Source organism: Bradyrhizobium sp. SZCCT0153 (genome assembly GCF_018129995.1).
GTDB classification, from domain to species: domain Bacteria; phylum Pseudomonadota; class Alphaproteobacteria; order Rhizobiales; family Xanthobacteraceae; genus Bradyrhizobium; species Bradyrhizobium japonicum_G.
Genome location: NZ_JAFCKS010000006.1, coordinates 164,622 through 189,595 on the forward strand (window position 1 = coordinate 164,622; position 24,974 = coordinate 189,595).

Annotated in this window: 26 protein-coding genes; 10 read left to right on the plus strand and 16 right to left on the minus strand. The window is 63.7% G+C overall.

Annotated elements, in window-relative coordinates:
• Positions 1-8: 8 nt before the first annotated feature.
• Positions 9-1,319, minus strand: a complete 1,311-nt coding sequence (locus JQ572_RS25305) for a M15 family metallopeptidase domain-containing protein (RefSeq protein WP_211385543.1) — start codon at positions 1,317-1,319, stop codon at positions 9-11.
• A gap of 357 nt (positions 1,320-1,676) precedes the next feature.
• On the opposite strand from JQ572_RS25305, the gene JQ572_RS25310 reads away from it, so the two are divergent.
• Positions 1,677-1,841 carry a Flp family type IVb pilin gene (locus tag JQ572_RS25310; RefSeq protein WP_211385809.1) on the plus strand — a complete coding sequence of 55 codons (165 nt, stop codon included), beginning with the start codon at positions 1,677-1,679 and terminating at the stop codon, positions 1,839-1,841.
• Positions 1,842-2,280: 439 nt separating this feature from the next.
• Complete coding sequence (locus JQ572_RS25315) at positions 2,281-2,535, plus strand: hypothetical protein (RefSeq protein WP_211385544.1); 255 nt, start codon at positions 2,281-2,283, stop codon at positions 2,533-2,535.
• Between the two features lie 381 nt (positions 2,536-2,916).
• Here the strand turns inward: JQ572_RS25315 and JQ572_RS25320 are convergent, their stop codons facing one another.
• A complete protein-coding gene (locus tag JQ572_RS25320; RefSeq protein ID WP_211385545.1) occupies positions 2,917-3,243 on the minus strand; it encodes a helix-turn-helix domain-containing protein in 327 nt (108 codons plus the stop codon).
• 15 nt (positions 3,244-3,258) lie between these two features.
• Here JQ572_RS25320 and JQ572_RS25325 point away from each other — a divergent pair, with 15 nt between their 5' ends.
• Both JQ572_RS25325 and JQ572_RS25330 read left to right on the plus strand, forming a co-directional pair.
• The gene (locus JQ572_RS25325; RefSeq protein WP_249129319.1) at positions 3,259-3,423 is read left to right on the plus strand and encodes a nuclear transport factor 2 family protein; all 165 of its coding nucleotides are present in this window, start codon (positions 3,259-3,261) and stop codon (positions 3,421-3,423) included.
• 80 nt (positions 3,424-3,503) lie between these two features.
• Entirely contained in the window at positions 3,504-4,427 is a 924-nt protein-coding gene (locus JQ572_RS25330; RefSeq protein ID WP_211385546.1) for a DMT family transporter, read from the plus strand.
• A 16-nt stretch (positions 4,428-4,443) separates the two neighbouring features.
• Here the strand turns inward: JQ572_RS25330 and JQ572_RS25335 are convergent, their stop codons facing one another.
• From JQ572_RS25335 to JQ572_RS25345, 3 genes are all read right to left on the minus strand, one after another.
• A complete protein-coding gene (locus JQ572_RS25335; protein ID WP_249129321.1) occupies positions 4,444-4,599 on the minus strand; it encodes a hypothetical protein in 156 nt (51 codons plus the stop codon).
• 180 nt (positions 4,600-4,779) lie between these two features.
• Entirely contained in the window at positions 4,780-5,130 is a 351-nt protein-coding gene (locus JQ572_RS25340) for a zinc ribbon domain-containing protein YjdM (RefSeq protein WP_211385547.1), read from the minus strand.
• 109 nt (positions 5,131-5,239) lie between these two features.
• A complete protein-coding gene (locus JQ572_RS25345) occupies positions 5,240-5,413 on the minus strand; it encodes a hypothetical protein (protein WP_211385548.1) in 174 nt (57 codons plus the stop codon).
• A gap of 195 nt (positions 5,414-5,608) precedes the next feature.
• Here JQ572_RS25345 and JQ572_RS25350 point away from each other — a divergent pair, with 195 nt between their 5' ends.
• From JQ572_RS25350 to JQ572_RS25365, 4 genes are all read left to right on the plus strand, one after another.
• On the plus strand, positions 5,609-5,968 hold the full coding sequence (locus JQ572_RS25350; protein ID WP_211385549.1) for a c-type cytochrome: 360 nt from the start codon (positions 5,609-5,611) through the stop codon (positions 5,966-5,968).
• A gap of 389 nt (positions 5,969-6,357) precedes the next feature.
• Entirely contained in the window at positions 6,358-7,035 is a 678-nt protein-coding gene (locus tag JQ572_RS25355) for a cell envelope biogenesis protein TolA (RefSeq protein WP_211385550.1), read from the plus strand.
• Positions 7,036-7,252: 217 nt separating this feature from the next.
• The gene (locus JQ572_RS25360) at positions 7,253-7,534 is read left to right on the plus strand and encodes a hypothetical protein (RefSeq protein ID WP_211385551.1); all 282 of its coding nucleotides are present in this window, start codon (positions 7,253-7,255) and stop codon (positions 7,532-7,534) included.
• A 465-nt stretch (positions 7,535-7,999) separates the two neighbouring features.
• On the plus strand, positions 8,000-9,004 hold the full coding sequence (locus tag JQ572_RS25365) for an acyl-CoA desaturase (RefSeq protein ID WP_211385552.1): 1,005 nt from the start codon (positions 8,000-8,002) through the stop codon (positions 9,002-9,004).
• A gap of 68 nt (positions 9,005-9,072) precedes the next feature.
• Here the strand turns inward: JQ572_RS25365 and JQ572_RS25370 are convergent, their stop codons facing one another.
• The 4 genes from JQ572_RS25370 to JQ572_RS25385 form a co-directional block, all read right to left on the minus strand.
• On the minus strand, positions 9,073-9,807 hold the full coding sequence (locus tag JQ572_RS25370; protein WP_372703277.1) for a transglycosylase SLT domain-containing protein: 735 nt from the start codon (positions 9,805-9,807) through the stop codon (positions 9,073-9,075).
• Between the two features lie 140 nt (positions 9,808-9,947).
• Positions 9,948-10,463, minus strand: coding sequence for a ParB N-terminal domain-containing protein (locus tag JQ572_RS25375; protein ID WP_211385554.1), 516 nt, complete (start codon positions 10,461-10,463; stop codon positions 9,948-9,950).
• A gap of 199 nt (positions 10,464-10,662) precedes the next feature.
• Positions 10,663-11,751, minus strand: a complete 1,089-nt coding sequence (locus JQ572_RS25380) for a hypothetical protein (protein WP_349643108.1) — start codon at positions 11,749-11,751, stop codon at positions 10,663-10,665.
• 1,171 nt (positions 11,752-12,922) lie between these two features.
• Positions 12,923-16,684 (minus strand): vitamin B12-dependent ribonucleotide reductase, encoded by a 3,762-nt coding sequence (locus tag JQ572_RS25385; RefSeq protein ID WP_211385555.1) that lies wholly within the window; start codon positions 16,682-16,684, stop codon positions 12,923-12,925.
• 763 nt (positions 16,685-17,447) lie between these two features.
• Between JQ572_RS25385 and JQ572_RS25390 the strand changes: the two genes are divergently transcribed.
• Positions 17,448-18,344: a DMT family transporter gene (locus JQ572_RS25390; protein ID WP_211385556.1), complete on the plus strand. Its 897-nt coding sequence runs from the start codon at positions 17,448-17,450 to the stop codon at positions 18,342-18,344.
• Here the strand turns inward: JQ572_RS25390 and JQ572_RS25395 are convergent.
• From JQ572_RS25395 to JQ572_RS25405, 3 genes are all read right to left on the minus strand, one after another.
• The gene (locus JQ572_RS25395; RefSeq protein ID WP_211385557.1) at positions 18,341-18,967 is read right to left on the minus strand and encodes an invasion associated locus B family protein; all 627 of its coding nucleotides are present in this window, start codon (positions 18,965-18,967) and stop codon (positions 18,341-18,343) included. The two genes, JQ572_RS25390 and JQ572_RS25395, sit on opposite strands and share 4 nt — an antisense overlap.
• Positions 18,968-18,987: 20 nt before the next feature.
• On the minus strand, positions 18,988-19,866 hold the full coding sequence (locus tag JQ572_RS25400) for a dienelactone hydrolase family protein (RefSeq protein WP_211385558.1): 879 nt from the start codon (positions 19,864-19,866) through the stop codon (positions 18,988-18,990).
• A 78-nt stretch (positions 19,867-19,944) separates the two neighbouring features.
• On the minus strand, positions 19,945-20,415 hold the full coding sequence (locus JQ572_RS25405) for a hypothetical protein (RefSeq protein WP_211385559.1): 471 nt from the start codon (positions 20,413-20,415) through the stop codon (positions 19,945-19,947).
• A 434-nt stretch (positions 20,416-20,849) separates the two neighbouring features.
• Between JQ572_RS25405 and JQ572_RS25410 the strand changes: the two genes are divergently transcribed.
• Entirely contained in the window at positions 20,850-22,766 is a 1,917-nt protein-coding gene (locus tag JQ572_RS25410) for a DUF3604 domain-containing protein (RefSeq protein WP_211385560.1), read from the plus strand.
• A 26-nt stretch (positions 22,767-22,792) separates the two neighbouring features.
• Here JQ572_RS25410 and JQ572_RS25415 read toward each other — a convergent pair whose 3' ends face one another.
• Genes JQ572_RS25415 through JQ572_RS25430 form a run of 4 tightly spaced genes read right to left on the minus strand, consistent with a single transcriptional unit; the run spans position 22,793 to position 24,933 of the window.
• Positions 22,793-23,218 (minus strand): hypothetical protein, encoded by a 426-nt coding sequence (locus tag JQ572_RS25415; protein ID WP_211385561.1) that lies wholly within the window; start codon positions 23,216-23,218, stop codon positions 22,793-22,795.
• A gap of 16 nt (positions 23,219-23,234) precedes the next feature.
• Positions 23,235-24,374, minus strand: coding sequence for an HlyD family secretion protein (locus JQ572_RS25420; RefSeq protein ID WP_211385562.1), 1,140 nt, complete (start codon positions 24,372-24,374; stop codon positions 23,235-23,237).
• Positions 24,371-24,562 (minus strand): hypothetical protein, encoded by a 192-nt coding sequence (locus JQ572_RS25425; RefSeq protein ID WP_211385563.1) that lies wholly within the window; start codon positions 24,560-24,562, stop codon positions 24,371-24,373. Before JQ572_RS25425 ends, JQ572_RS25420 begins: the two co-directional genes overlap by 4 nt.
• 2 nt (positions 24,563-24,564) lie before the next feature.
• Complete coding sequence (locus JQ572_RS25430) at positions 24,565-24,933, minus strand: DUF3302 domain-containing protein (protein WP_211385564.1); 369 nt, start codon at positions 24,931-24,933, stop codon at positions 24,565-24,567.
• Positions 24,934-24,974: the final 41 nt, after the last annotated feature.

Below are 24,974 nucleotides of genomic sequence, written 5' to 3' on the forward strand. Positions count from 1 at the left end.
TAACGGCTTCAGGTCGCGCGCTTGCCGGCCGATTGCGCCGATTTCTGCGGCTTGGCCGGGCTCTTCTGCTCGCGCGCGGCCTGTGCCTTGGGCGGCCTGGCGCTGGCTACCGCCCGCGTCTTCTTCGGCCTGGCGTTGGCCGCTTCCTTGCGGTCTGCCGTGCCCCGCTTCGAGACGTATTCCTGACCATCGATCGGGCCGACATGCGGCGGATCGCGGCCGAGATAGGGCCGGCCGATGCCGAGTGCCTTGCCGTTGGCATCGACCCATTTCCACAGGATCTCGGTCGAGACCCAGCGCTGTGCGCGATTGTCGCCCTTGGTGCTGACGATGTCGGCCGCCATGCCGTGGCCGTAGCCGCCGCGCGTGCTGCCGCCGTGATAGGAGCGGTCGGAGGCGGCCTTCAGGCCGCTTGCGATCGACTGGCGGTAGTCGTCGCGGAACGCGCTGGTGATGCCCGGCGAGAGGCCGGCGGCTTCAGCGGCGAGCAGCGTGCGAAACAGTTTTCGCTTGAAGCTCTTGTCCATGCCGCCGATGACGTAATCCGTCATCGACATGTTCGCGTGCTCGGCCGCCTTCGGATCCTTCCAGCCGAAGTCCTCGTCGACGAGCCTGGTGAAGCTGCGCATCACCGTGACCATCCTGCCCTTGCGCTTGACGGTGACGGCGCGGCGATCCTCGACCTTGATGGAGTCCTCCTTGGGCGTGCGCTGGTAGAGCGCCCAGAGGTAGCGGTCGATGCAGGCGTCCATGACGAAGCATTCGTCGAGCACGGCGACGGTATCCGCAGACGGTGAGGCCTTGCTCGCTGCGGCAGTGGGTCCGCTCGCGATCGCCGCGGGGGACAGCGCGTCAGTCGTCACGATCTCGGAGGGATCGGCGGACGCGAGTTTGATCGCGGGCTCCTGTGCCGGAGCCGGAGCAGCCTCGCTGACGACCGGTGCCGGGTCAGGCGCAAGCTGCGGCGCGGAGGGCGGCTCGCTCGGCAAGATCAGCGCCGGATCGGCCGAGGCGAGCTTGATGGAGGGAGCTGGCGCCTCCTCGGGCGTTGCCGCTTCAGTAGCCGTCGGTTCAGGTTCTGCAGCGACTGCGGCCGCGATGTCGGCAGTCAAGGCAACGCCATCCTCGATGACTGCAGCGCGCGGGATGTCAGCGAGGTCGAGCCGGCTAAGATCCTTTGCGCGCGAGACGGCGGCAGCATTGGCGCCACTATTTTCGATGAGGGCAGGCGCATAGGCGGACAAAGAGAGCGCCAGCCAGCCGGCGAGAACCGCCGAAGGGCAGGAGACCGCCACCAGAAGAGACCGCCGATCATTCATGATCCCTGCCTCCAAACGGGTCTGTTGGGACCTCTCTTGTCCGAACAGTCTTGATGCCAACAGTCCTGAACGGACAGTCTTGCACGAAAAGGCACGTCGCGCGTCGATTGTTCGGAGGACGGTGTGGCGGCGCAATGGCGCAATTCGGCGAAAACGGGCTTTTCGGCGAGGTGTTGCGCGGGCGCAACGCGGGTTCCATCGCGGGTTCCATGGGGGCCACGGCGTGACATAGCCGGCAAATGGAGCACGCATTGGCGTCAACTTGAAGCAGTTGAGTTTACTCAATCTTGGATTGTGATGAGGCATTTTTCGCGCGCCGGCAATTGCGGTGAAGTTGGGAAGGATAGGATCGTGAAATTGAAATGCCTGTTGGCCGAATTTGCCGCCGATGAATCCGGCGCGACCGCGATCGAATACGGCCTGATCGCAGCCGGCATCGCGCTCGCCATCATCGAGATCATCTATGCGCTTGGCACCAATCTCGTCGCAAAGCTGCAATCGCTGGCAACGGCGTTGAAATAAGCTGCGTGGCGTGGCCCCAGGTCACTGCATCAACATCGTCATTTGGAGCAGAGCGAAGCGATCAACGGTCGCTTCGCGTAGCTCCGCTGGGCTTGCCATGACGCCGGGCGGGCTGATGCTTTTGCGGCAACCTTGCCGCGGCCGGCGCATCGGTCGGCGATGACGCATTCCTCGTTTCGTCTGATGGACGCCTTCGACCCCACCGAGCCCGCGATGCTGCACGATCGGCTCTCCGACACGACGGCTGGGGCAATGTGCTCGGCGTCTGAGGACCGCTCACAAAAGCGTCATGTCGCGCCCGGCGTGATTCGGCCAAGGCTTTGTGCGGATTAAACATATTGTCATGCGCCAAGCGCGATATTGCAATGCAGCAACGCATGTCGCAATGCAGCAAACCCTGCATAAATATGCTCCGACCCTTCCATCAGGAGCATCATCAATGAACAAGAAAACTCTATCGATCGCCGCCGCTATCCTGACGATCGCGGGCAGCACCGCGGCGTTTGCCGCCGAGCTGCCGACCTTTGAGGCCAACGGTTTTCCGGTCTCCCCCCTGCAGGTGCGTGTGCTCGGTGCCGCCGATGTCGAGCAGCAGGCAACCGCGCCGACCACCGTCGCTTCGGTCCACCAGATCCGCGTGCTGACGCCGCGCAAGGTCAAGACTGCCGGCGTCACGACGGGCACCGCTCGCTGATCTGAGTTCGCCCGAAGACAATTGATTGAGGCTCGTCTCCTCCCGAGACTGCTTGGACCGCGTTCCCTTCGGGGAGCGCGGTCTTTTTTTGCGGATTGAGAAAATTGCGGCAAGAAAAAGCGCGCCCATGTGCCGGTTGTGTACGGCCGTTCAAGGCGAGTGTGATCTCCTTAATAGTTGCTTTGCGGATCGGGGCGCCTGATGCGGGTGCCGAATATTGAGCGGCCAAGAATCATTTTCATAATGGAGCCGTAATGCCCGTTGTACAGAAAGCCGTTATTGCAAGCGCCTCGCCGCGCGCATTTATCCTCAAGCATCTCGCCTTGTTCGCAGCCGCTGCGCTGTTCGTGTTCGTTCTGAGCCTGAGTTACGGGCTCGATCTCAGCCCCGGTTTTTTTTAGCGCGCAAGCTCGACGGCGCGCGGCCGTAGAACTCGGCGAACGCGGCGTTGAATCTCCGCAGGCTGCCGAAGCCGGCCTGGAACGCGATGTCGGTCATGGTGCGGCCGCCGGCATCGAGCAGGCGTTTTGCGCGCTGGACCCGCAGCGTCTTCGCAAGCTGCCGCGGCGTGGCGCCGACGTAGCGCTCGAATAATCGCGCCAGATGGCGCGAGGAGATGCCGAGCCGCATCGCGAGAGACACCACCGATTCCGCGTCGAGCGCGCCGTCGTTGATCAGCTTCACCGCGCGCGCGACCGCGCCGTCCATGCCGGCGGCGATGTCGTGATCGTCGAGGAGCGGATGCGCGCCACGCTTGCCGGCGGCAGGCCGTACGAGAACGATTATTGTTTCGTGTTCACGGTGGCCGGCGACAAGATCCGAAAGGTCAGGGAATACACGGACACGCGCAAGGGATGGCGGATGGTGTTCGGCGAGGAGGCACGATGAGCAGGCGCGCCTGCCGCTGCGTGCCAGCCCTGCAGCCGCGTGGGTTGAGCCGGCTCGCGCGCTGACATAAGGCTTGCGCCATGGATCAGCGAACGAGCGGCGCTGACGCTCTCACCCAGAAGAACGATGCGGCGCCGGCACTGATCGGCGTCGTCTGCGGCCTGTCCGCGGCGGTGTTCTGGGCGCTCGGCTTTGCCGGCACGCGGCACGGCCTGAAGGTCGGATTCACGCCGGTCGATCTGCTCGTGCATCGCTACGTCTGGAGCGGCATCGCCTTCCTGCCGCTGGTGCTCCGCGCCGGCATCTCCGATCTCTGCGGCATCGGCTGGGGCAGGGGCCTTGTGCTGATGGTGCTCGGCGGCCCCGTGATGTCGCTGATCTCCTACACCGGCTTCCTGTTCGTGCCGCTCGGCCACGGCAGCGTGATCCAGCCCTCCTGCGCCACGCTCGGGGGACTGCTGCTCGCCGCGTTGTTTCTCAAGGAGAAGGTCTCCGTCTCGCGCTTTGCCGGCGCCTTCGTCATCGTCGGCGGTCTCGGTGTGATCGGCGCGGAATCGATCGGCCATATCGGCGCCGACGGCGTGCTGGGCGATCTGACCTTCGTGCTGACAGGATTGATGTTCGCCGGCTTCGGCACGCTGTTGCGCCACTGGCGTGTCTCGGCGGTGTCGGCAGCCCTCGTCATCAACGTGCTGTCGCTGCTGCTGCTGCCGATCTACATCGCGACCGTCGGTCTCGCGCATGTCGCGGCCATCGGCGTCAGGGAGAACGCCATCCAGGCGCTGGCGCAGGGCGTGCTCGCCGGCCCCGCCGCGCTCTATCTGTTCGCCGTCTCGGTGCAGCGCCTCGGTGTCGCCCGCGCCGCCGTGGTGCCCGCCTGCGTGCCGGCGCTGACGGTGCTCACCGGCTGGCTGCTGCTCGGTGAGCCGCCGACGATGTTGCAGACGGCGGGATTGGTGACGGTGCTGTGCGGGTTCTACCTGGCGCAGCGGCAGCGCTCCTGAAATTGCCTTTGCAGGCTCACCAGTCGATCGCGGCGAACTTCAGGCCGCGCTCGTCGAGCTCCTGCCTGAGCTGCTCGGCGCGCTGCCTGGCGGAGGTGCCGAGCAGCCGGTATCTGCTTCCCAGCGCCTTGTCGGCTGCGACCTGATGCCGGATGTTGTCGTACAGCCTCAAAACGGCTTGATCGCTCAGACTTTCGAATTTGCACTCGGGCTGGTTCAGCGGACGGTCCTCCCGCAACTGGCTGATTGCGTCTTCGCCAGTTGCTGCCGACTGGGATACCGGGCCGCGGCGCGGGCGTATGTCCACTTTTGAACATACGGCCCATCGCGTGCGGAACAGGACGGCGGGTTGCTATGCCTTTTTGACGAACTCCGACTTCAAGTTCATCGCGCCGATGCCGTCGATCTTGCAAGCGATGTTGTGGCCGTCGCTGGCGTCCTGCAGGCGGATGTTGCGGACCTTGGTGCCGCCCTTGACCACCGAGGACGAGCCCTTGACCTTGAGGTCCTTCATCACGATGACGCTGTCGCCGTCGACGAGCGCATTGCCGTGGGCATCGCGCACGCTGGCTTCCTGCGGCGCATCCGTGGCCGCATCGGCCGCGGTGCTCCACTCATGGGCGCATTCCGGGCAGATCCAGAGATCGCGATCCTGATAGGCATGCTCCGAATTGCATTTCGGGCATTTCACGGCGTCAGTCATGGTTGGTGTTGTCTCCGGTCGCGTGCGCGGCGCACCGTAGGGGCGGGGAACGGGAATGCAAGGGAAAGCTGCGGGCTGCCTGCGCCCGTCGTCGCCTGCCGGTGCGATATCACCGAAACAGCGCGACGAAGATCACGTAGAGCCAGCCCAGGATGCCGTGGATGATCGCCCACAGGATCGAATGGTTGTTGGTGTAGGAGATCGCGATCGCCAGCGCCGAGCCGAAGCCGAAGCCGTATTTCGCGCCCTCGACGCGGACGCCGTAATAGCGGTTGCCGTTCATGGTGATCCTCCTGATCGTGGATGGGCCTCAGCGTAAGCGATGTCCGTCATTTTCGCGATGGGCATCCGCGCCACCCATCGTGTCGCCCCGTCATTCGGGCAATGCCGGCCGTCGCCGATCTCTTGATGCAGGTCAACCTGGTCTGCCCGCATCGACCTACGCTCTCGAGCTACGCAGCAATGGCGAGGTGAGACCATGTCGCGCAGCGTTCGAATTTACGTCGGCCTCGGCATCCTGATCGCGTTGTCGCTGCTGTTTCTCTTCAGCGTCGTCCACACGGCCGGCGGCGCATCCAGGCCCGCCTCACGCTCGGCAGCGGAGGGACATCGTCTTGCGCTGGCATGGTGTCAGCCGTGCCACGCGGTCGAGCCGCGCATGGCCGGGCTGTTCGACGAGGCCCCGAGTTTCCAGGCGGTCGCAAACCGGAGCGGCACCACCGCGCTGTCGCTCAAGGTGTTCTGGAGGACCAGCCATCAGAACATGCCGAATCTGGTGATCTCGCCGGAGCAGGCCGATGCGCTGTCGAACTATATTCTGAGCTTGAGAAGCAATTAGCCGCAGCCGGTGATTCCGGATCACGCATCGTCGATGACGCGTGCCGCGGCTACCAGCTCATGCACATCGCGGATCTCTTGATGGTCAGCCTCGACGGGCTCGTGGCGGGCCCCAAGCCCGAGGATGCCGACGCGGCGTAGGGGTGGACCTGTGCCGGACAAGCAAAAAGTTCGAAAACAACCCCATGCACAGTAGAAATCCTGAAGGGTTTCAGGCTGCTGTGATTCCGAAAATGTCGGACCGCGCGGGGCCTCCTGCGGGCCAAGCGGTGACTTCGGCGATACCGAAAATCGTTTGACCCGTCGGGCAAAACAGGGGCATGATGGCATCGTGGCGAAGGTTGCGACGGCCAGGGTGCTTGTGCCTCGCCGCGCCGGCCGTGGGGCGAGATGCCGAAGACACCGCAAAGAAAACTCAAGACCTACCAGACCTCGCTCGGCTTCTACGACCAGGCGGTCGCCGCGCCCTCGATGAAGGCGGCGCTGGAGGCCTGGGGCGCCAGCTCCAACCTGTTCCATCAGGGCGTCGCGAAGGAGACCGACGACCCCGACATCGTCGCCGCGACCATGGCCAGCCCCGGCATCGTGCTCAGGCGCCCGGTCGGATCGGACGGCGCATTCAGCGAGAACGCCGCGCTGCCGACCGATCTTGCGGACGGCGAGGCCGGGCCGAAGCGCAAAGCCAGGTCTGAGGCTAAGTCCAAGGCCAGGTCCAAGGCCAAGTCCAGATCAGACAAGCGCGCGGCCAGGAGCGCAGGCAAACCGTCCCGCAAAATCGACGACCGGCAAGCGCAAAAGGCCGCCGCGGCGTTCGAGAAGGAAGAGCGGCGCCGGGACGCCGAGCGCCGCAAGGAGGAGGCGGCCCGCGCCAGGCAGCGCGCGCGGCGTGACAAGGCGGTGGCGACTGCGCAGGCCGCATTGGACGAGGCCAGGCGCGAGCACGAGGTTCGAGCCGAGGCGATCGAAGCCGAGCGCGCCGCGCTGGATCAGCGCGCCGAGGCGGAGCAGGCCCGGTGGGACAAGCAGAGGGTGAAGCTGGCGGAGGCGGTGCGCCGGGCGCGGGAGTAGGGGGCGTGCGGCGGAAGCTATCACGGAGGAGCATTTGGCCCGGACGTGCCGTCACATTCTCCGTCATTGCGAGCGAAGCGAAGCAATCCAGAATCCCTCCGCCGAGGCAGGCTGGATTGCTTCGTCGCAAGGGCTCCTCGCAATGACGGTCGCCGGCAGCGAATTCAGCTTGCCTTGCTCGGCGTCCTTTTGCACTCTGGCGGGAAGGAGACAACGCATGAAGATAAACACCGCCGCGTGTGCGTTCGGAACGGCCCTGGTCCTGTGCAGCCTGGGCACGTCAGGTGCTGAAGCCCGGGCGCGAAAGGCCTATGTCGTTCGCGAGCCGCAGCAGAGGCTTGTCGTCACGGCGCCCGTGCTCAGGCCGACGCCGTGGGATTACAACATTGTTCCGCGGTATCGTTATCGCCCTGAAGACGACCGCGTCGATCCCTACGGCCCGCCGCTGGTGCCGTCATATGTGCGCTATGAGGGATGGCGCTGGCCGTATTGGTGGTGAAGGCCACCGACGGACGCGGAATGGAATGAATAAAGCGTCGGGTGGGTGGGTTTGACCGCGTCAACTCCGCTCCTCTCCTCATCCCGAGGAGCGCGGAACGCGCGTCTCGAAGGATGGCTCCGGGCGAGATCCGGGCCTTCATGGTTCGAGACGCGCTTCGCGCTCCTCACCATGAGGGTCTCATGACGCCGCAAGCCGCAGAAATTGCCGCTTCATCGCGTTGACCCTTGGCTTGCGACGGGTGATCGCCGCAGCGCTCGCCGTCGGCATTGTGGGGTTCGGATTGCGCAGACTGTGCGCTTGGTTAACGCGCGAGCGTTGAAATCTCGCCTGTTTTTCCTCTGATCGCGTCTTTTCAGGTCCGGACTCCGTGCTCCTACGGCCGCCCGGGTCCTTGCGAGAAACAACATGCGTCTATAGGTTGCGCTGCAGTAGCGTTAATTTTCCGTAAATGGACTGGCTGAAATGACCGTAATCGAAAGCGTGGCGTCGGAAGCAGATGCGGACCCCAAAATGCCGCCGGGCGTGCTGTTCGAAGGTCCGGTGGTCGACGCCAAGTTTCTCGATTCCTATATCGCGTTCGGCTTCATGATCGGCGGTTCGATCGCCGCGCTGGTCTGGGCGGTCTGGCAGGGCATCGGCCGTGTCGAGGTTTCGGTCTTCGTCGGCATGTTCGTGCTGACCACGATCGGGATCGGCTTCATGCATCGCTACTTCGTGCACCGGAGCTTTCGGTGCAATCCGGTCATGCGCACGATCTTCGCCGCGATCGCCACGCTGGCGGTGCAGGGCTCGATCCTGAAGTGGGTGAGCAACCATCGCCGGCACCATCTTCACTCCGACAAGCCCGGCGACGTCCACAGCCCTTACTATGACGGCAGCGGCAACCGCTATCTCAGCTTCGTCAAGGGATTCATGCATGCGCAAGGCGGCTGGGTGTGGGACCAGGCCACGACCGACGGCGAATACTACGCCAAGGATATCCTGGCCGACCCGATCTCGATGTTCTTCACCAGGACGCGCTGGTACTGGTACGCGATCTCGGCGGTGATCATTCCGGGCGCGATCGGCTACGCGTTCGGCGGCGTGCACACGATGATCGGCTGCGTGTTGTTCTCCGGCCTGTTCCGCAGCTATCTCATGACCATGGCGACCTCGCTCGTGAACTCGGTCTGCCACAGCGAGGGCCACTACGGCTACCGCCGCTTCAAGACCGACGACGGCACCACCAACGAGCTGGTGACAACGATCCTCACCTTCGGCGAGGGGCTGCACAACAACCATCACCGCTTTCCGCGCGACGCCTATCTGTCGCACGCCTGGTACGAGATCGACATCAACGGCCTGATCATTCTGGGATTGGGCAAGCTCGGCCTCGTGCACGATATCTTCATGGCCGGAAGCCGGGCTGCGCGCGCAGGTGCGGAGGGCGGGAAGGCTTCGGTGCCGGATACGGAAGCGGCGGTCTGAAGCACGAATAGCCGCCGCCGTGGAATGATGGGTTTCGCAAGTGCTCTCCCCATCCTGCGGACCGTGCGCTAATTATCGTCATCCGCCGCAAGCCGCAAAAACTGCCGCTTCATCGCGTTGACCCTGGCGACATAGCCCGCGACGAGATGATCGCCGCAGCGCTCGCCGGGCAGCATCTGAAACTTGCGGCGCGCATAGGCCGTGGCGGGACCTGCGCCGCAGAGATGGATGAAGGCGGCCAGATCCTGCTTCTGCTGCGCGCTTGGCTTCCCATCGCCCGCGAGGGAAAGAACCAGCGCGACATTGCGGTCCAGATACACCGAGGCCAGCTCGATGGCGTGGCTCGGGATCGCGCGGGTGTAGAGGAAGGCAGAACCGCAGCCGGTGTCCGTGACCGCATTGCCGTGGACACAGAACCGCGCAGCCTCCGAGAAGGCCGGATCGGTCATCTGGAAGAGGCCGACGGCGCTGGAGGCGGGCCGGTAGATCGCGAGCGGATTGAAACTCCATCGCCAGCGCCAGTAGGTGCGCGCCACCGGATTGCCTGAACTCTCGACCTGCGCAAGGGCTGCCAGCAATTCGGGCGTGATCGTCGCGGTGGAATAGGTGCGGAAGAGCGGACCGTATTGCCGCCAGGTCTCGGCGGCCTCCTTGTCGAGGGTGTTGCCGACGAGGGCGAAGAGTTCGGTTGGTTTGCGGATGATTTGATAGGCGATGTTGAGGAGGGCGAGGGCCGCAAGCAAGACTGCCACGCTGAGCGCGATCCGGACGATCCGCGGTGCGTGGGCGAACGCCTTGCGCATCCGCCGAGCGCCTCTTCGGAGGTTGCGAAAGCGAGGGACGAAGTGGCTGCGTTTTCCTGGCATTGCGCTTGCGCAGCACTGTCACCGCAATTCGAGCTGTGATCTCAAGACGCTGTGATCTCAAGATCTGGAGCCGGCCATCAATAGCGGCCGCCGCTGCCCTTTTGCTGCGTGATCCAGTCCGACAATGTTTTCGGTGTCGATTTCGCAGTCCGGCCTGGGGATGCCTTCGGATTATCACGGACGCCTTTCGTCGGACGGGTGCGCGGTGCTTCCGTTGCGCCAGCGCCCTTCAAGGCAGCCGTCGATGCCTCTGCGGCTTCCTTCTCGAGGCGCAGCTTTTTCAATCGCGCCATCTTGATGCGCTCTGCGTCGACTTCGGGACTTTCGGACAGCAGCGGCCTGTGTTGAGCAAGCTCCGCCGGGACGATGACACCGATAACGGTTGTCTCGCCGAGCGCCTTGCAGGCTTCGAGCCGATGCAGCCCCTCAACCAGAACGAGGCGGTCTCCGTCGGGCCGAACGACAATGGGGGCCTGTTGTCCGATGTCCAGAATGCTTTCCGCGATCTCCCCGACGATCTCGGGCTTGATGGCCTTCTTCATTTTCGTGGGAACGAAAATCTTCTCGATCGGGAAGCTCTCCGGTGTGGGCATAACTCGACTCCGCTTCTACCGGGCCCGTCGGAACCCATGCCGGTGGTGTCTGGAGTTTAGGAGGGATGGGCGCGACGGCAAAGGCAATTTCGGCGGCAGGGTCTTGTGCATGGCACGGAGACTTGTGGCCTTGAACGCGGATGCGGGGAAGCCGATCGAGGACGGCGCTCTGCGCCGTCGGCTCATCCGCCCTGCGGGCCTACCAATACGGATCGCCGTAGGGGGCGCCCATATAGGGCGGGGGCATCCAGGGTCCTCGCGGCGGCGGCCTGGGCCGCCGGGGTGCGGCCGCTTGCACGTGCGGCCGTGTAGGCGCAGCATTATCGTTGTTCACCACGCTCCGCACGACGGGTTTCGCGGATGAAGATGCGGACGAAGCCGTCGGTTGCGTTTGCAGCGCCTGGACCTGCGCGGCGAGGCGCGCATTGTCCGCCGCAGCCTTCTCCTGCGCCGTCTTGAGCTGCTGAATGGTGTCGGCCTGCTCGCGCAGCGTCTGCTCGCTGCGGCTTTTCAGTTGCTCGAGCTTTCCGTTGATGCTCGCAAGCTCGCTCGTGATGGTCTTGAGCGCTTGCGCGAGATCAGACGATGATGGGTCGGGCGCTGTGGCGCCAGTTCTTGGAGTGTCAGGTCTTGGAGTGTCAGGTCTTGGAGCGCTTTCCGTTTCCTTGCTGAGCGTCGGCTCCTTGCTGGGCGGCGGCGCGGGCACCGGACCAGGCTGATCCACAGCAGCCAGTTGCAGTGCCGGCGGCTGCGCCGGAGTGTCAACCGCGGACGCTTGCGGGGGCTCGCTGGCGGCCGGCGGAGCCCATCGCGCCATGATCGACTTGCCCATAGACCTGGCGTCATCGCGATATTGCGAAGCGAAGGCGGCACCGAGGACGCCGATCACCAGTACGAGGCCAACCACAGCGCGCAGCATGGGCCGACCTTGCTTCAGGCCTTGATCGCGAATTTTGCTGTCCGGCGCCGGCGCCTTGGGAGTCTTGTCCTCGGAAGTCTTGTGCTCAGGAGTCTTGTTCTCAGGAGTCTTGTCCTCAAGAGTCCTGGCTGCCTCCGCACCGGCGCTTGGTTGCGAGATCCGCGGGCCTTCGCTGCCGCGTTCCATTCCGGAAACCAGCCGGTCCAGCCGCGCCAGGTCCTGCTCTGCGCTCTTGATCTGGTCATAGGCCCGCGCCAGCCCGCCATCGGCGCGCACCGCGTCCGGCTTGGGCGCGTCAGGCTTCTGGCTATCAGGCTTCTGGCTATCAGGCTTTTGGTTGTCAGGTTTGGGGTCGTCCGCGTCAGGCACCGATGCGCTCTCCAACCAGTCTGGCGTCAATGGGAGTTCGGCAGTCCGATCGCTGGAAGCATAGGTCCCGCCACTGTCCAACACAACGCGCGTGCGAAGGAGAAATTATGGCGGGCTCGGGGGGGCGGGGCGGATCGTAGCCCGGCACTGAACTCGCAATTGGGCGTTGCCGAACCGACATGCGTCGCGTACGTCAGGTCCATGGCCGAAATCGGTGTTGTTCCGCTGATGCCGATGCAGGTAAGCGTGACAGCTTCACTGTCCCGTCGTGAACCCGGCGGCCGGATCGCAACGGCCCGCATTGTTCTAAATCAACATACCCGCTCATCGGCGAATTACGCTGACGAACCGTTCCAGTCCAGGAAGGAGAGTGGCCATGTCGCGCCGAACCATCGTTTCACTTACCGCATCCGCTGTCATTGGCATAGCCTGCATCGTGACTGTTTCGACTGACGCCTTCGCGTATCGAAGAGGCGCCGTTGGGGTTGGTCGGGTTGGTGTTCATCACGGCGGTGTCTATCGCGGTGGCGTCTATCGTGGTGCAGCCGTGCGCCGCGGAGTTGCCGTGGGCGTCGGAGCAGCTGCAGTTGGTGCTGCTGCTTACGGGGCTTACGGAGCCTACGGAGGCTATCGCCGTTGCGGCTACGAACCTTATCCTCCTTGCTACTAGCTGGTCTCGTAGCCTGTCTTGGCGCAGCGGCCACCGAGTAACCGGTTGAGCCGGGCTTGGTGGCCGACTGTCCGAGGCGCAACGGTCACCGCGATTGCGGTGGGCGGTTAAGTGCACTGGCACGGTAATCTCTTATGTAAGGCCCGTTACCGGCGCAGGCATTGTCCTTGCAAATTCATTTAGATCACGAAGAACATCGACTAAGTCGCCTACGTCGCTTTGCTCCAAATGTTTGATAACTTGGTTTGACGTGATCGAAAGACCAAACTTTTCCTGAAGCTGCCCATTATAGTCCCTCAAGGACTTGAAATTGCGAAATCGAATGGATTTGAACATTGTTGGTCCAGTTTGACTTTCGCTCGCTAATCGATTGCACGCGAAAGTTGTCACAAGCCTAGTTTTTATCAAAGAAGCAAAAAGGGGATGGCGAACGCCACCCCCTTATTTTTCGTGGGGCCGGGCTCCAAGCCCAGGCCCTAGATAGCCTCGTTCGCTACCCCCTCACGAACACCCCGTCGTGCTTCCGCAAGTATCGCACTTCATGCAGGTCCCATTCCGCACCAGCGTGAAGTTGCCGCACTCGCTGCACATCTCGCCTTCGTAGCCTTTTGCTTTCGCTTCCGCGCGGCGCTCGGCCTTTGAGGGCACCAGGGTCTGCGCGGTGCCGGACTTGCTCCACTGCAGGGCTTCGAGCTTCTCGGTGGGCGAGAGGTCGTGGGCCACTTCCTGCTTCAGCGCGACCGCGCCTTCCAGGACGTCGCCGGCACGGCCTGCGCCGTGCGAGGCGAGGGCGGTGACCTTGGAGCCGCCGGTCGGGGCGCTGTCGTTGCCCGAGACGACCGCGGCCGAGCCGCCGCGCATCACGACGAGGTTGTCGGTGCGGGAGCGGGTGAGGCCGCGCGACACAAGCTTGTTGGCGTGGTGGCCATCGCCCGGCTCCTTGCCTTCCTCGACGCCCTTGCCGAGCGCGTCGAAGTTCGACTCGGTCGGATCGACATGGGCGAGATCGAAGCGCGACATGTAGCTCACCGCCAGCTCGCGGAAGACGTAGTCGAGGATCGAGGTCGCGTACTTGATGCTGTCGTTGCCCTGCACGGGACCCGCCGGCTCGAAGCGGGTGAAGGTGAAGGCATCGACATATTCGTCGAGCGGCACGCCGTATTGCAGGCCCAGCGACACCGCGATGGCGAAGTTGTTGATGAAGGAGCGCAGTGCCGCGCCTTCCTTGTGCATGTCGATGAAGATCTCGCCGAGACGGCCATCGTCATACTCGCCGGTGCGCAAGTAGACCTTGTGCCCGCCGACGACCGCCTTCTGGGTGTAGCCCTTGCGGCGGTCCGGCATCTTCTCGCGCTCGCGCATCACGATGATGCGCTCGACCAGCTTCTCGACGACCTTCTCGGCCACCTGCGCGGTGCGCGCCGCCATCGGCTTGTCGTGGAAGGCCTCGACCGCATCGTCGTCCTCCTCATCGTCGGAGATGAGCTGCGAGTTGAGCGGCTGGCTGAGCTTCGAGCCGTCGCGATAGAGCGCGTTGGCCTTCAAGGCGAGTTTCCACGACAGCATGTAGGCGGACTTGCAGTCCTCCACCGTGGCGTCGTTCGGCATGTTGATGGTCTTGGAGATCGCGCCCGAGATGAAGGGCTGCGCCGCCGACATCATGCGGATGTGGCTCTCGACCGACAGGTAGCGCTTGCCGATCTTGCCGCAGGGGTTGGCGCAGTCGAACACCGGATAATGCTCGGCCTTCAGGTGCGGGGCACCTTCCACCGTCATCGCGCCGCAGATGTGGACGTTGGCCGCCTCGATCTCGCGTTTTGTAAATCCGACGGCCTGGAGGAGGTCGAAGCCCGGTGCGGCAATGGCTTCGGCACCAATGCCCAACTGGTCGCGGATGAAATCCTCGCCAAAGGTCCACTTGTTGAAGGCGAACTTGATGTCGAAGGCGGTCGGCAGGGCCTTCTCGACCTTGGCGATGGCCTCATCCGTGAAGCCCTTGGCCTTCAGCGTCGAGGCGTTGATGCCGGGCGCGTTGGAGAGCGAGCCGTGGCCGACGGCGTAGGCCTCGATCTCGGCGATATCGCTCTCGCGATAGCCGAGCGCGCGCAGCGCCGCGGGCACCGCGCGGTTGATGATCTTGAAGTAGCCGCCGCCGGCGAGCTTCTTGAACTTCACCAGCGCGAAGTCTGGCTCGATGCCGGTGGTGTCGCAATCCATGACGAGGCCGATCGTGCCGGTCGGCGCGATCACCGTGGTCTGGGCGTTGCGATAGCCGTGCTTCTCGCCGAGCTCGAGCGCCGCATCCCAGGCCGCCTGCGCATGCGCGACCAGGTCGACCTGCGGGCAGGAGACGAGGTCCATCGGCACCGGGTTGACCGAGAGCGCTTCGTAGCCGTTGGACTGGCCATGGGCGGCGCGGCGGTGGTTGCGGATCACGCGCAGCATGTGCGCGGCGTTCTTCTTGTAGCCGGGGAAGGTGCCGAGCTCGGACGCCATCTCCGCCGAGGTCTTGTAGGTGATGCCGGTCATGATCGCGGTCAGAGCGCCGGCGATCGCACGGCCTTCCTTGCTGTCATAGGGCAGGCCCATGGTCATCAGCAGGCCGCCGATATTGGCATAGCCGAGGCCGAGGGTGCGGAACTCGTAGGAGAGCTCGGCGATCGCCTTGGACGGGAACTGCGCCATCATCACGGAGATTTCGAGCACGATGGTCCAGAGCCGGCAGAGATGCTCGTAGCCGTCGACGTCGAAGTGCTTGGTGGTGGTGTCGTAGAACGTCAGCAGATTGGCGGAGGCGAGGTTGCACGCCGTGTCGTCCAGGAACATGTATTCCGAGCACGGATTGGATGCGCGGATGTCGCCGGACGCCTTGCAGGTGTGCCAGTCGTTCATGGTGGTGTTGAAGTGCAGGCCCGGATCGGCCGACGCCCAGGCGGCGTAGCCGATTTTTTCCCAGAGGTCGCGCGCCTTCAGCGTCTTGGTGATCTTCTTGGTGGTGCGTCCGACGAGATTCCAGTCGCCGTCGGTTTCCACCGCGCGCAGGAAGTCGTCCCGCAGCGAGACCGAGTTGTTGGAGTTCTGCCCCGAGACGGTGAGATAGGCTTCCGAATCCCAGTCGGTGTCGTAGACGTCGAACTGGATGTCCTTGTAGCCCTGCTTGGCGAACTGGATGACGCGCTTGATGTAATTGTCGGGCACGAGGCTGCGGCGCGCGAGCTTGATCTCGCGGCGGAGCGCCGGGTTCTTCTCGGGGTCGAAGCAATCGTCGCCCGAGCCCTCGCAATTGACGCAGGCCTTCAGCACCGCCTTGAGGTGCTTCTGGTTGATCTTGGAGCCGGTGACGAGAGCGGCGACCTTCTGCTCCTCCTTCACCTTCCAGTCGATATAGGTCTCGATGTCGGGGTGATCGACGTCGACGACGACCATCTTGGCGGCGCGGCGGGTGGTGCCGCCGCTCTTGATCGCGCCGGCGGCGCGGTCGCCGATCTTGAGGAAGCTCATCAGGCCGGACGAGCGGCCGCCGCCGGAGAGCTTTTCGCCTTCGCCGCGCAGGCGCGAGAAGTTGGAGCCGGTGCCGGAGCCGTACTTGAACAGGCGGGCCTCGCGGACCCAGAGGTCCATGATGCCGCCCTCGTTGACGAGGTCGTCACCGACGCCCTGGATGAAGCAGGCGTGCGGCTGCGGGTGCTCGTAGGCCGATTTGGACTTGGTCAGCTTGCCGCTGAAGGGGTCGACGTAAAAATGGCCCTGGCCGGGGCCGTCGATGCCATAGGCCCAGTGCAGGCCGGTGTTGAACCATTGCGGCGAGTTCGGCGCGACCATCTGCATGGTCAGCATGTAGCGCAGCTCGTCGTAGAAGGTCTGGGCGTCCTCGTCGGAGGTGAAGTAACCGCCCTTCCAGCCCCAATAGGTCCAGCAGCCGGCGAGGCGGTCGAACACCTGCTTGGCGCTGAGCTCGCTGACATAGCGCTCCTTCTCGGGGAGAGCAGCGAGGGCCTCGGTGTCGGGCACCGAGCGCCACAGGAAGGAGGGGACGGATTCCTCCTCGACCTTCTTCAGGCGCGCGGCAACGCCCGCCTTGCGGAAATATTTCTGGGCCAGCACGTCCGAGGCGACCTGCGACCATTCGGTCGGAACTTCGACGTTCTCAAGCTTGAACACGACCGAGCCGTCGGGATTCCTGATCTCCGACGTGGTCAGCCGGAAATCGATCCCGGCATAAGGTGACTGTCCCGAAGTGGTGTGGCGCCGCTCAATCCGCATGGTCTTGCCCCGTCCTTATTTTTAGCCGGACTGCCTCCGCAAGGCACCCGGGTCGACATTTCGGTTCGCGAATCCTCAAGGGCCACTTCGGGCTCAAAGGCTTCGCAGTTCAGCCGGTGGACCCGGCCCTTGTTCTCCCGGCGACGGCGAGGTGCGAGCACCTTTCCTCCGACGGCATGTCCAGACCCATCCGCCCCCAAGGCAATGCGTCCGACATACGTTCAACGCCCCACAACATCACAACTTCAACCATTGCCATTCGAGCCTATTTCCAGCCCGTTCCGGCGCCCGAAAGATCCGCTTTCGCGGGGCAGACAAGCCCTCTTTCCGCTGCCTTCGTCTGGCGGGGCGGAGTGCAGTTTTGCGGACCCTTTGGGGGAGTGCCGGCGGGACGCAAACTCACTCGCGCCGAACGGACCGAAAGCTAGGACTCTCCGTTGCGCCCGTCAAGAACTAGTGCGAGTTCCTGAATCAAATACTAAATATGGTGGATTGCGGGGGATAACAGGGGGCAAGCCCGCGCCTGTTGTGGAGCCAAGTATCGGTGAGTCCTGAAGGATTCCCAACCGAAAAAATTTGTCTCCCGCAGTGTTCGGGACCCTTCATCCCGCTGTTCACAGGGCAGGTATATTTTTGGGCAACGGGGTTGCGCAAAGGGGACTCACGTAGGGCTACGGAAGGTGAGGGCAGGCATGCCCGCCGGGGTGGTGGTGGGAGCAGCGAATCCGGGCCAAGCTGAGCCACCTTTTGCCGGACTGCCCACATGCTCGATTCGACCCGCCGGGATGCGCGACCGCGCATCGCCCCGGCCGGCCTGATGTTCCTTGCCATCACCTCGGTGGGCTGGGGCTTCAACTGGCCGGTGACGAAGTTCCTGCTCGGCGAGTTGCCGCCGCTGACCCTGCGCGGGGTTACCGGCGTGCTCGGCGCGGTGCTGCTGGCGGCGCTCGCTTTGGTCCGCGGCGACAGCCTCAAGGTCGCGCGCGAGATCTGGCCGCGGCTGTTCACCGCCGCCATGCTCAACGTCACCGGCTGGATGGTGCTGATGGGCCTGGCGCTGCTCTGGCTGCCGGCGAGCGAAGCGGCGCTGATCGCCTACACCATGCCGGTCTGGGCCTCGATCATCGCCTGGCCGGTGCTGGGCGAGCGGCCGACCTTGCTGCGCACGCTGGCGCTGGTGATGGCCTTTGTCGGGCTCGGCTCGATCATGGGCGGCAACGGCATTGCCGCCAGCGCGGAAAAGCTGCCGGGCATCATCATGGCGCTGTTCGGCGCGATCGGTTTTGCGCTGGGCACGGTGTTCTCGAAGAAATACCCGATCCGTCTGCCGCCGATCACCGCCGCGGCCTGGCAGATCGGGATCGGCTGCCTGCCGATCTCGATCATCGGCCTGCTGGTGGAGACTTCGCATCTGGACAAGGTGACGCCGGTCGGCTGGTGGCTGCTGGTCTATTCGACCGTGGTGCAGTTCTGCATCGCCTATGTCAGCTGGTTCGCCGCGCTGTCGCGCCTGCCGGCCTCGGTGGCCGCGATCGGCACCATGGCCGTGCCTGTCATCGGCGTGGTCGCCTCCGCGATCGCGCTTGGCGAGCCGCTGGGGCCAGGCCAGATCGCCGCGCTGATCTTCACGCTCGCCGCCGTGCTGCTGGCGACGCGCTAGGGCGTGCCGCGCGAAGGCGAGGGCTCCAGGCTTCGGCCGAACATGAGGTTCGGTGCTCCCTGATTGACCGACGCGAACTGATCGAGCGGCACCGATGTCATGACGGTCGAAATGCGGGAATCGACGACTTTCAGAGTTACGTCCCGCCCGGTCTTCATCCGCCGAATGAAGGCCGCATCCACGGCGCGCGCCGCGACGCATGTGTTGGAGAAGCACCAGGCAAAGGGGACGTCGACGGCATTGCCTTTGTCAATGATGACCCTGACGCCAGCCTCCAGGAACAACATCGGAGGCACGAAGATCTGCAACCGCCCGCCCGTGCCGGCTGCGCCTTCGATCAAATCGACCCGCAGCATCTCCTGGCCCGCCTCGGTCGCGCCGGCGATGCTCGTCCGGCAGATCATGGCCTCGGCGGGCTGGAAACACAGTTTGCGCCAGCCGGAGAACCTGAGCTGCCTGAGCTGACGCTCGCCGCGGGCTTCGATCATCGCTTCGGGAGATTTCGAAGCGGCGCCCCTGGTTGCCGGATTGGACTCCTGTCCGCTGGCGCTTCCTCCCGCTCCCGCTCCCGCTGCGAGGACGATAACCGCCAAAGCCAACAATGAGGACGCGGTCCGCGCCATGATTCATCTCCGCGGAGCGATTAAGGATGCTGATCCAGGAAGCGGCTGACGATCGGCGACCAGATCGGGATGGCATCGGCCGAATGGAAGAAGAAATGGCCCTCTTTGCCAAAATCCGGCAGCAGATGATATTCAGCATCGCCGCCGGCGGCCCGGTAGGCGTCCAGGACCTGTTTCGACAATTCGGGTCCAAAATAGGAATCGTTGTGGACGTAGATGGACAGCATCGGGATGTTGGCGGTGCGGCCAAACTCGCCGCCCGCCGCAATGAGCCTGTCCGGTGCGCAATTGTTGTTGGGCTTGCCGTCAACATGACCGCCGCGGCCGGCCGCGAAGGTGACGATGGCCCGGATCGAGGCCGACTTCAGGCTTGAGAGCGCGATGGCTCCCCAGCCTCCGCCCGACTGCCCGACGACGATGACGCCTTTCGGCAGCACTTCGTGTTGAGCGATCATGTGGTCGATCACCCACTGGTTAATGGTTGCAACGGCGATCCCCGGGTCGCGGAAATTCACCGCCGAACACATGCCGACATCACCGAAATACAGGCCGTACAGCCCGCGTTCGGGAAGATCGATCGCGGTGCGCGCGAAGCCGGGCCGGATCGGAACGACGACCAGATTGCCTTGCCGGGCAAACCAGAAGGCGGCGTCGCGGAATTCGACCAGCGGGAAGAAGCTGCGCTCGGTGGCATCCAGCGACTCGCCGTGGTTCATAACGACTAGCGGGAGGGGGCCCGCGATGACGGGGCGAAATTCGTAGGCGAGGAGGGGAATGGGCGTCGAGAGCAGTACCAGCTTCTCTTCGACGCGCACCTGATCGCCAGCGCTGGCTGAACCGGCGGCATCGGCAGCGCTGACCAGCAGGCACAAAACAAGCAGCCAGATCCGATAAAGCATCCAGATATCCAGGTTTCCCTCCGGCGATCACGGCACCGCGAAAACGCCCCGGGCTTGCGGCGGCTCTGCGAGGGACGTCTATTGGCAATAATCCCAATATCCGCCCGTCATGGCAGGATCGCTCCAGTACCAACAAAGCGTTGGCGACGGAGCGGGCGGCACCGCGCCCGCGGCCGAGACAACGATCATCGTTCCGAGCGCAACGCCGGCGACCACGGTTCCGTAATAGGGGCGAGGAGCCCAGACACGGACGGGACGACGAACGTTGACGTTGACGTTCGCGCTCCTGTTGACGTTGGCGTTCCTGTTGACGTTGACGTTGGCATTCTTACTGACGTTCGTATTCCGGTTCACGTTGGTGTTGCGATTCACGTTCTTGTTGCGATTGGCGTCCGCACCCCGCGCGCGGACCAACAGAACTGAATCCGGAAGATCCTGCGTCAATGTCGCGCCGCTGATGAGCGCCGGCCAAGCCGCGGCCGGATTGATCGCACCCGCCAGCAGTCCGACGCCAAGAAAGATCCCCGAGATATTCTTGTATCGCTTCATTGTTCGTCTCAACGTCAAAAGCTCGGCGCAACCGGTGGCGACCGGCTTATTCCCTCGTGTCCATGAGGACAGCGTTGGTGGCGCAAATGACTTTCTCGTCGCGATCCTGCTTGACGATCTTCACTCGCAAAATTCCATTGATCGAACTCGCTAACATGGAATCCCCGGGCAGATTGTTCGTGGACAAGCAATCCGCTCGAGAAATGCACGATCGATACCGCATCTCGCGGTGTCACATCATCGCGGTTGCCGGCAAAGACGATTGGCGAGAGGCCACCCGACAACGGCTGCGGCGATGCGTGTCAGCGCGATCCCGTCTACGGAAAATGCATTCTCCAATTGATCGCCCGGCATCAATGTCGGTCGTCTGTCGTGGTATCCTCAAAGCGCTGCGGCAGATCGAGGCGTGGCCGTGAGCGAATGCGGGGGGCGACATGAAGAAGATTGCTCGCGAGATCTCCAAAATCGGACAAGGCGCCGGCTTGCTGGCGGCCGCGTCCTTGCTCGCAGTCTCGGCACGTGCGGACGACTTGAAGCTCATGGCCGCAAGTCCCGCGATTCAGAAGGAGCAGGCTCGCATCGTGGCCGCGGAAGCCAAGGCGCCGTCAAATCCGCAGCGCGAGGCCTATTTCGGCGAAACGCACGTCCACACCGCCTATTCGCTGGACGCCTATCTCGGCGGTGCGCGGCTTACGCCGGATGGGGCGTATCGCTTTGCGCAGGGCGAAAAAATGACGGTCAATGGGCAGCTGCATCGCATCGTCGAGCCGCTCGATTTCGCAGCAGTGACCGATCACGCCGAATATCTCGGCGAGATGTATTCGACCATGGTCGCGGGCGCGCCGGGAAATGATCAGGACAAGCTGAAGGAACTGCGGTCGATGACCTCGATCGAGGACCGCGAAACCTGGTTCCTGAACTATGTCGTAAAGAGCAACCGCTCGGATACGCCGCAGCACCCACCCTTCTTCGCGGGCCCGCAGACGACGAAGAGCGCGTGGGTCATCGAGCTCGAGGCCGCCGAGCGCAACTATCAGCCCGGCAAGTTCACGACGATACCGGCGTTCGAATGGAGCGCCGCGCCGAAGGGCGGCAATCTGCACCGCAACGTGTTTTTCCGGGACATCCGCGTGCCCGAGATACCGATGAGCTACATCGAGATCAACCGCGAGGACGCGCTTTGGGCCTGGATGGGCGGCCTTGAAAAAATCGGCGCATCGGTGATTGCGGTCCCGCACAATTCGAACGCCAGCAAGGGCATGATGTTCGACCCGCTCGATCCGCAGGGCAAGCCGATCGATGCCGCCTATGCACGGACGCGCGCCCATTTCGAGCCGCTGATCGAGATGATGCAGGTGAAGGGCAATTCGGAGGTTCACCGGAATTTCTGGGCTGCCGATGAATTCGCAAACTTCGAGAACGCGGACTCGATGGCGAACTACAGCGGGCGCGTGGCCAAGAAGGAGAATTTCGTCCGCTACGGGCTTGTCAAAGGCCTCGAGTATGAGCGATCGCTAGGTGCCAATCCCTACAAATACGGCATCGTCGGCGGAACGGACAGTCACAACGGCACGCCGGCCGATACGGACGAAGGCAATTTCAAGGTTGGCAGCCATGGCGCCGCTGACGGTACCATCGAGCGACGCCGGACCGCGGAGGTCGGCGGCTGGATCGGCGGCATCGACCTGAACCCCGGCGCGCTCACGGGCGTCTGGGCAACCAGCAACACACGCGGCGCCATCTGGGACGCGATGAAGGCAAAGGAGACCTTTGCCACCAGCGGCGTCCGCATCAAGGTCCGCATGTTCGCCGGCTTCGATCTTCCGGGACCGGACGCCAATCCGAAAGCCACGGTCGAGAACGGCTACCGGCTCGGCGTGCCGATGGGGGCCACCTTGCCGGCGGTTGCCGCCGGCGAGAAGCGCCCGTTGCGTTTCAACGTGATGGCGCTCAAGGGTCCGAAGGACGCCAGTCTCGATCGCATCCAGATCATCAAGGGCTGGATCGGCGCGGATGGCACGCCGCAGGAGAAAATCGTCAATATCGCATGGTCGGGCGACCGCAAGATCGGACCGGACGGCAAGCTGCCGCCTGTGGCCAATACGGTTGATTTGAAGACGGCCACCTACAGCAATGCAACCGGCAGTTCGCAACTGACCGGGACCTGGGTGGACGACGAATTCGAGCCTACCCAGCACGCGCTGTACTACGCCCGCGTGCTGCAGATTCCGACACCGCGCTGGAGTACCTATGATGCCGTGCGCGCCAGGCTGCCGTTGCTAGATGGCGTGGCGGCCACGGTGCAGGAGCGGGCGTGGACGTCGCCGATCTGGTACACGGCTGCCAAGTAGGTCTCGCCGGATCGCGAAAACTCGAGTTACTGGCGGCAGACTCGGACCGGCGTGCCTATCTCTTTGTATCGAAGAGTCTCGTCACTTCGGCGATCATGCTCCGGCATCTCTCCGTCGGCGAGCAGCAGGCGAAGGGTGGTTCGGAAGGCAATGCTCCGATTGCCGAGCAGCGCGGTGTTGGCGCTTTCCGCGCCGAGGTCTGTATAGGTTCCGCTAAAGCCGATCGTGGCGACCTTTCGCGCGAAGGGGCGTGTTGCCAGACCCTGCGTGTGCTCTTGGGAGATGACCTCGCCTTTCCACTTGTGCCCGCTGCAGACGTAGCTGCCGGTGAAGTAGAAGAACGAGTCGCCGCCGCGGATCGTGCCGTCGCGCAGCACCAAGACACCATTGCCCCCGCCTTGAACGCCGTCTTGCAACTCGACGGTTAGCGCGTACAGCCCGTTTCTGATCACGACGGCGCCCTCCGGTTCACGACGTGAAGTAGAGGTAGTTGGTCCAGCTTGTCATCCGCATCAGCGCCATTCGAATGATCCCGGCGATCTGCACGTTGCCGCTGTAAATTGCGGCGTCGCCCTGGGTGCCTGCGGGCAATCTCAATTGTTCCGCATCGTCCAGTCGGATGCGAACGGCAAATCGCGCATTGCCGGGGTTGCCGACGCCCGGAAACAGACCGCTTGCGGTCAGTTGTCCTTCGCTGGCCATGTCGATGGTCGTGATCACCTTGCCGGGAAACACGCGGCCGGGGTACATCGGGAACACGACCTCCGCATACTCTCCGGGCTTGATCTGCAGGTAGGGGCCCTGCATGAAGGTTGCGACCACGACGCCGAGGTTGCTTTCGTCGCGGTCGCAGACGAATGGCAGTACGGAAGCGGCGGCACTGACGACCGCACCCGGCACAAGCTGCAGATTGACCGCATGGCCGTCGCACGGCGCGCGAACGACCGACTCATCGAGATTGTACTTTGCCGCCGCCAGCTGTTGGCGCACCTGTGCCACGGCGGTGTTGTCGTTGCCGATGTTGGATTGATAGGCGAGCCGCGCGCGGTCCTCGGCCGCTCTGGCTTCGGCAACCACTTGCCCCGCGGTTTCGGCGTTGCGCTGGGCGCGATCGAGAGCCGCCTGCGCGACCACCTGCTTGGTGAACAGGTCCTGTTGCCGCTGCAAATCGGCCTTCGCGAGGTCAAACTGTGCCGTGGCCTTTTCGACCCCCGCGGACGCCTGGTCGAGCGAAGACTTCAACTGCGGGACGTTTTGCTGGGCGGCGGCCAGGGCCGCCTGGAGCCGTTCGACCTCGAACTGAAAGGACTGTGGGTCGATCCGGAAAATGACGTCGCCTTTCCTGATTGGTGTATTCGGCTGCGCGAGGATCTCCTGGACCCGTCCTGGCGTCGTGATGTGCGGAATGATCTGAACGATGCGCTGGAACACCCGCGCGTCCGTCGATGACGGGTGATAGTTGTTCATCGACACGAGAATGAAGAAGGCAAAGAGAGGGCCGACCGCAGCCAGGGTGATAGCGATGGGGAGGGTCAGGCGGATCAATTTGAACTTGGCGAAGATCAGCCAAATGATCAGCATGTAGAGACCGAAAATGGCAGCCATCATGGCGTGGTCTCCCGCGCTTTGCTGCCGGTGAGGTTCTCGATGGCCGCAATCCGGCCGAGAAGCCTTGTCAACTCGTCCTCGATCGCGTCGGCCGACGCCACGACATCAGCCTCATTCTGCCCGGAAGGCGCGTTGAGCGTACGGTAGAGGTAGATCACGAAGACGGAACTGACGGTTGCCCAGAGCATGGCTAGGCTCCTCGCCCGGCAGGCGCCTTGGGCAAGCTTGCCTCGATCGCCGCGAGCCGCTGCGAAGCCTGCTTCAGCTTGCCCATTTGCGACGGTGTAGCTTGTGCCGAACCGGGACCTTCGGCTGCCGCGACCGGCAGGTCGAGATGCGCCCACACCATCGCAATGGGCCACCACACGAGCGTAATGATACCCATCCAGCCGCAAACGCTGATGGCATCCGCTTGCGGATGGTGGCGCGCCCTGGCGATGTCGCCGGGAAGGCGTCCCAGCCTGAAGATCAGCAGCCCCAGAACCACAGGCATCACAAAGAGGATGCCGAGCGTGAGCCAATGCAGGAATGGGCCGAACCCTTGTAGCGTAAACTGCACGTTGACCTCCTAGCTCTGTCCAGACTTAGGCGCACCCACGC

Excerpts from the sequence above, each read along its gene's own strand:
- JQ572_RS25305 (WP_211385543.1), bottom strand. The coding sequence starts at position 1,319 with ATGAATGATCGGCGGTCTCTTCTGGTGGCGGTCTCCTGCCCTTCGGCG.
- JQ572_RS25315 (WP_211385544.1), top strand. The coding sequence starts at position 2,281 with ATGAACAAGAAAACTCTATCGATCGCCGCCGCTATCCTGACGATCGCG.
- JQ572_RS25320 (WP_211385545.1), bottom strand. The coding sequence starts at position 3,243 with ATGGACGGCGCGGTCGCGCGCGCGGTGAAGCTGATCAACGACGGCGCG.
- JQ572_RS25330 (WP_211385546.1), top strand. The coding sequence starts at position 3,504 with ATGGATCAGCGAACGAGCGGCGCTGACGCTCTCACCCAGAAGAACGAT.
- JQ572_RS25340 (WP_211385547.1), bottom strand. The coding sequence starts at position 5,130 with ATGACTGACGCCGTGAAATGCCCGAAATGCAATTCGGAGCATGCCTAT.
- JQ572_RS25345 (WP_211385548.1), bottom strand. The coding sequence starts at position 5,413 with ATGAACGGCAACCGCTATTACGGCGTCCGCGTCGAGGGCGCGAAATAC.
- JQ572_RS25350 (WP_211385549.1), top strand. The coding sequence starts at position 5,609 with ATGTCGCGCAGCGTTCGAATTTACGTCGGCCTCGGCATCCTGATCGCG.
- JQ572_RS25355 (WP_211385550.1), top strand. The coding sequence starts at position 6,358 with ATGCCGAAGACACCGCAAAGAAAACTCAAGACCTACCAGACCTCGCTC.
- JQ572_RS25360 (WP_211385551.1), top strand. The coding sequence starts at position 7,253 with ATGAAGATAAACACCGCCGCGTGTGCGTTCGGAACGGCCCTGGTCCTG.
- JQ572_RS25365 (WP_211385552.1), top strand. The coding sequence starts at position 8,000 with ATGACCGTAATCGAAAGCGTGGCGTCGGAAGCAGATGCGGACCCCAAA.
- JQ572_RS25370 (WP_372703277.1), bottom strand. The coding sequence starts at position 9,807 with ATGCGCAAGGCGTTCGCCCACGCACCGCGGATCGTCCGGATCGCGCTC.
- JQ572_RS25375 (WP_211385554.1), bottom strand. The coding sequence starts at position 10,463 with ATGCCCACACCGGAGAGCTTCCCGATCGAGAAGATTTTCGTTCCCACG.
- JQ572_RS25385 (WP_211385555.1), bottom strand. The coding sequence starts at position 16,684 with ATGCGGATTGAGCGGCGCCACACCACTTCGGGACAGTCACCTTATGCC.
- JQ572_RS25390 (WP_211385556.1), top strand. The coding sequence starts at position 17,448 with ATGCTCGATTCGACCCGCCGGGATGCGCGACCGCGCATCGCCCCGGCC.
- JQ572_RS25395 (WP_211385557.1), bottom strand. The coding sequence starts at position 18,967 with ATGGCGCGGACCGCGTCCTCATTGTTGGCTTTGGCGGTTATCGTCCTC.
- JQ572_RS25400 (WP_211385558.1), bottom strand. The coding sequence starts at position 19,866 with ATGCTTTATCGGATCTGGCTGCTTGTTTTGTGCCTGCTGGTCAGCGCT.
- JQ572_RS25405 (WP_211385559.1), bottom strand. The coding sequence starts at position 20,415 with ATGAAGCGATACAAGAATATCTCGGGGATCTTTCTTGGCGTCGGACTG.
- JQ572_RS25410 (WP_211385560.1), top strand. The coding sequence starts at position 20,850 with ATGAAGAAGATTGCTCGCGAGATCTCCAAAATCGGACAAGGCGCCGGC.
- JQ572_RS25420 (WP_211385562.1), bottom strand. The coding sequence starts at position 24,374 with ATGATGGCTGCCATTTTCGGTCTCTACATGCTGATCATTTGGCTGATC.
- JQ572_RS25425 (WP_211385563.1), bottom strand. The coding sequence starts at position 24,562 with ATGCTCTGGGCAACCGTCAGTTCCGTCTTCGTGATCTACCTCTACCGT.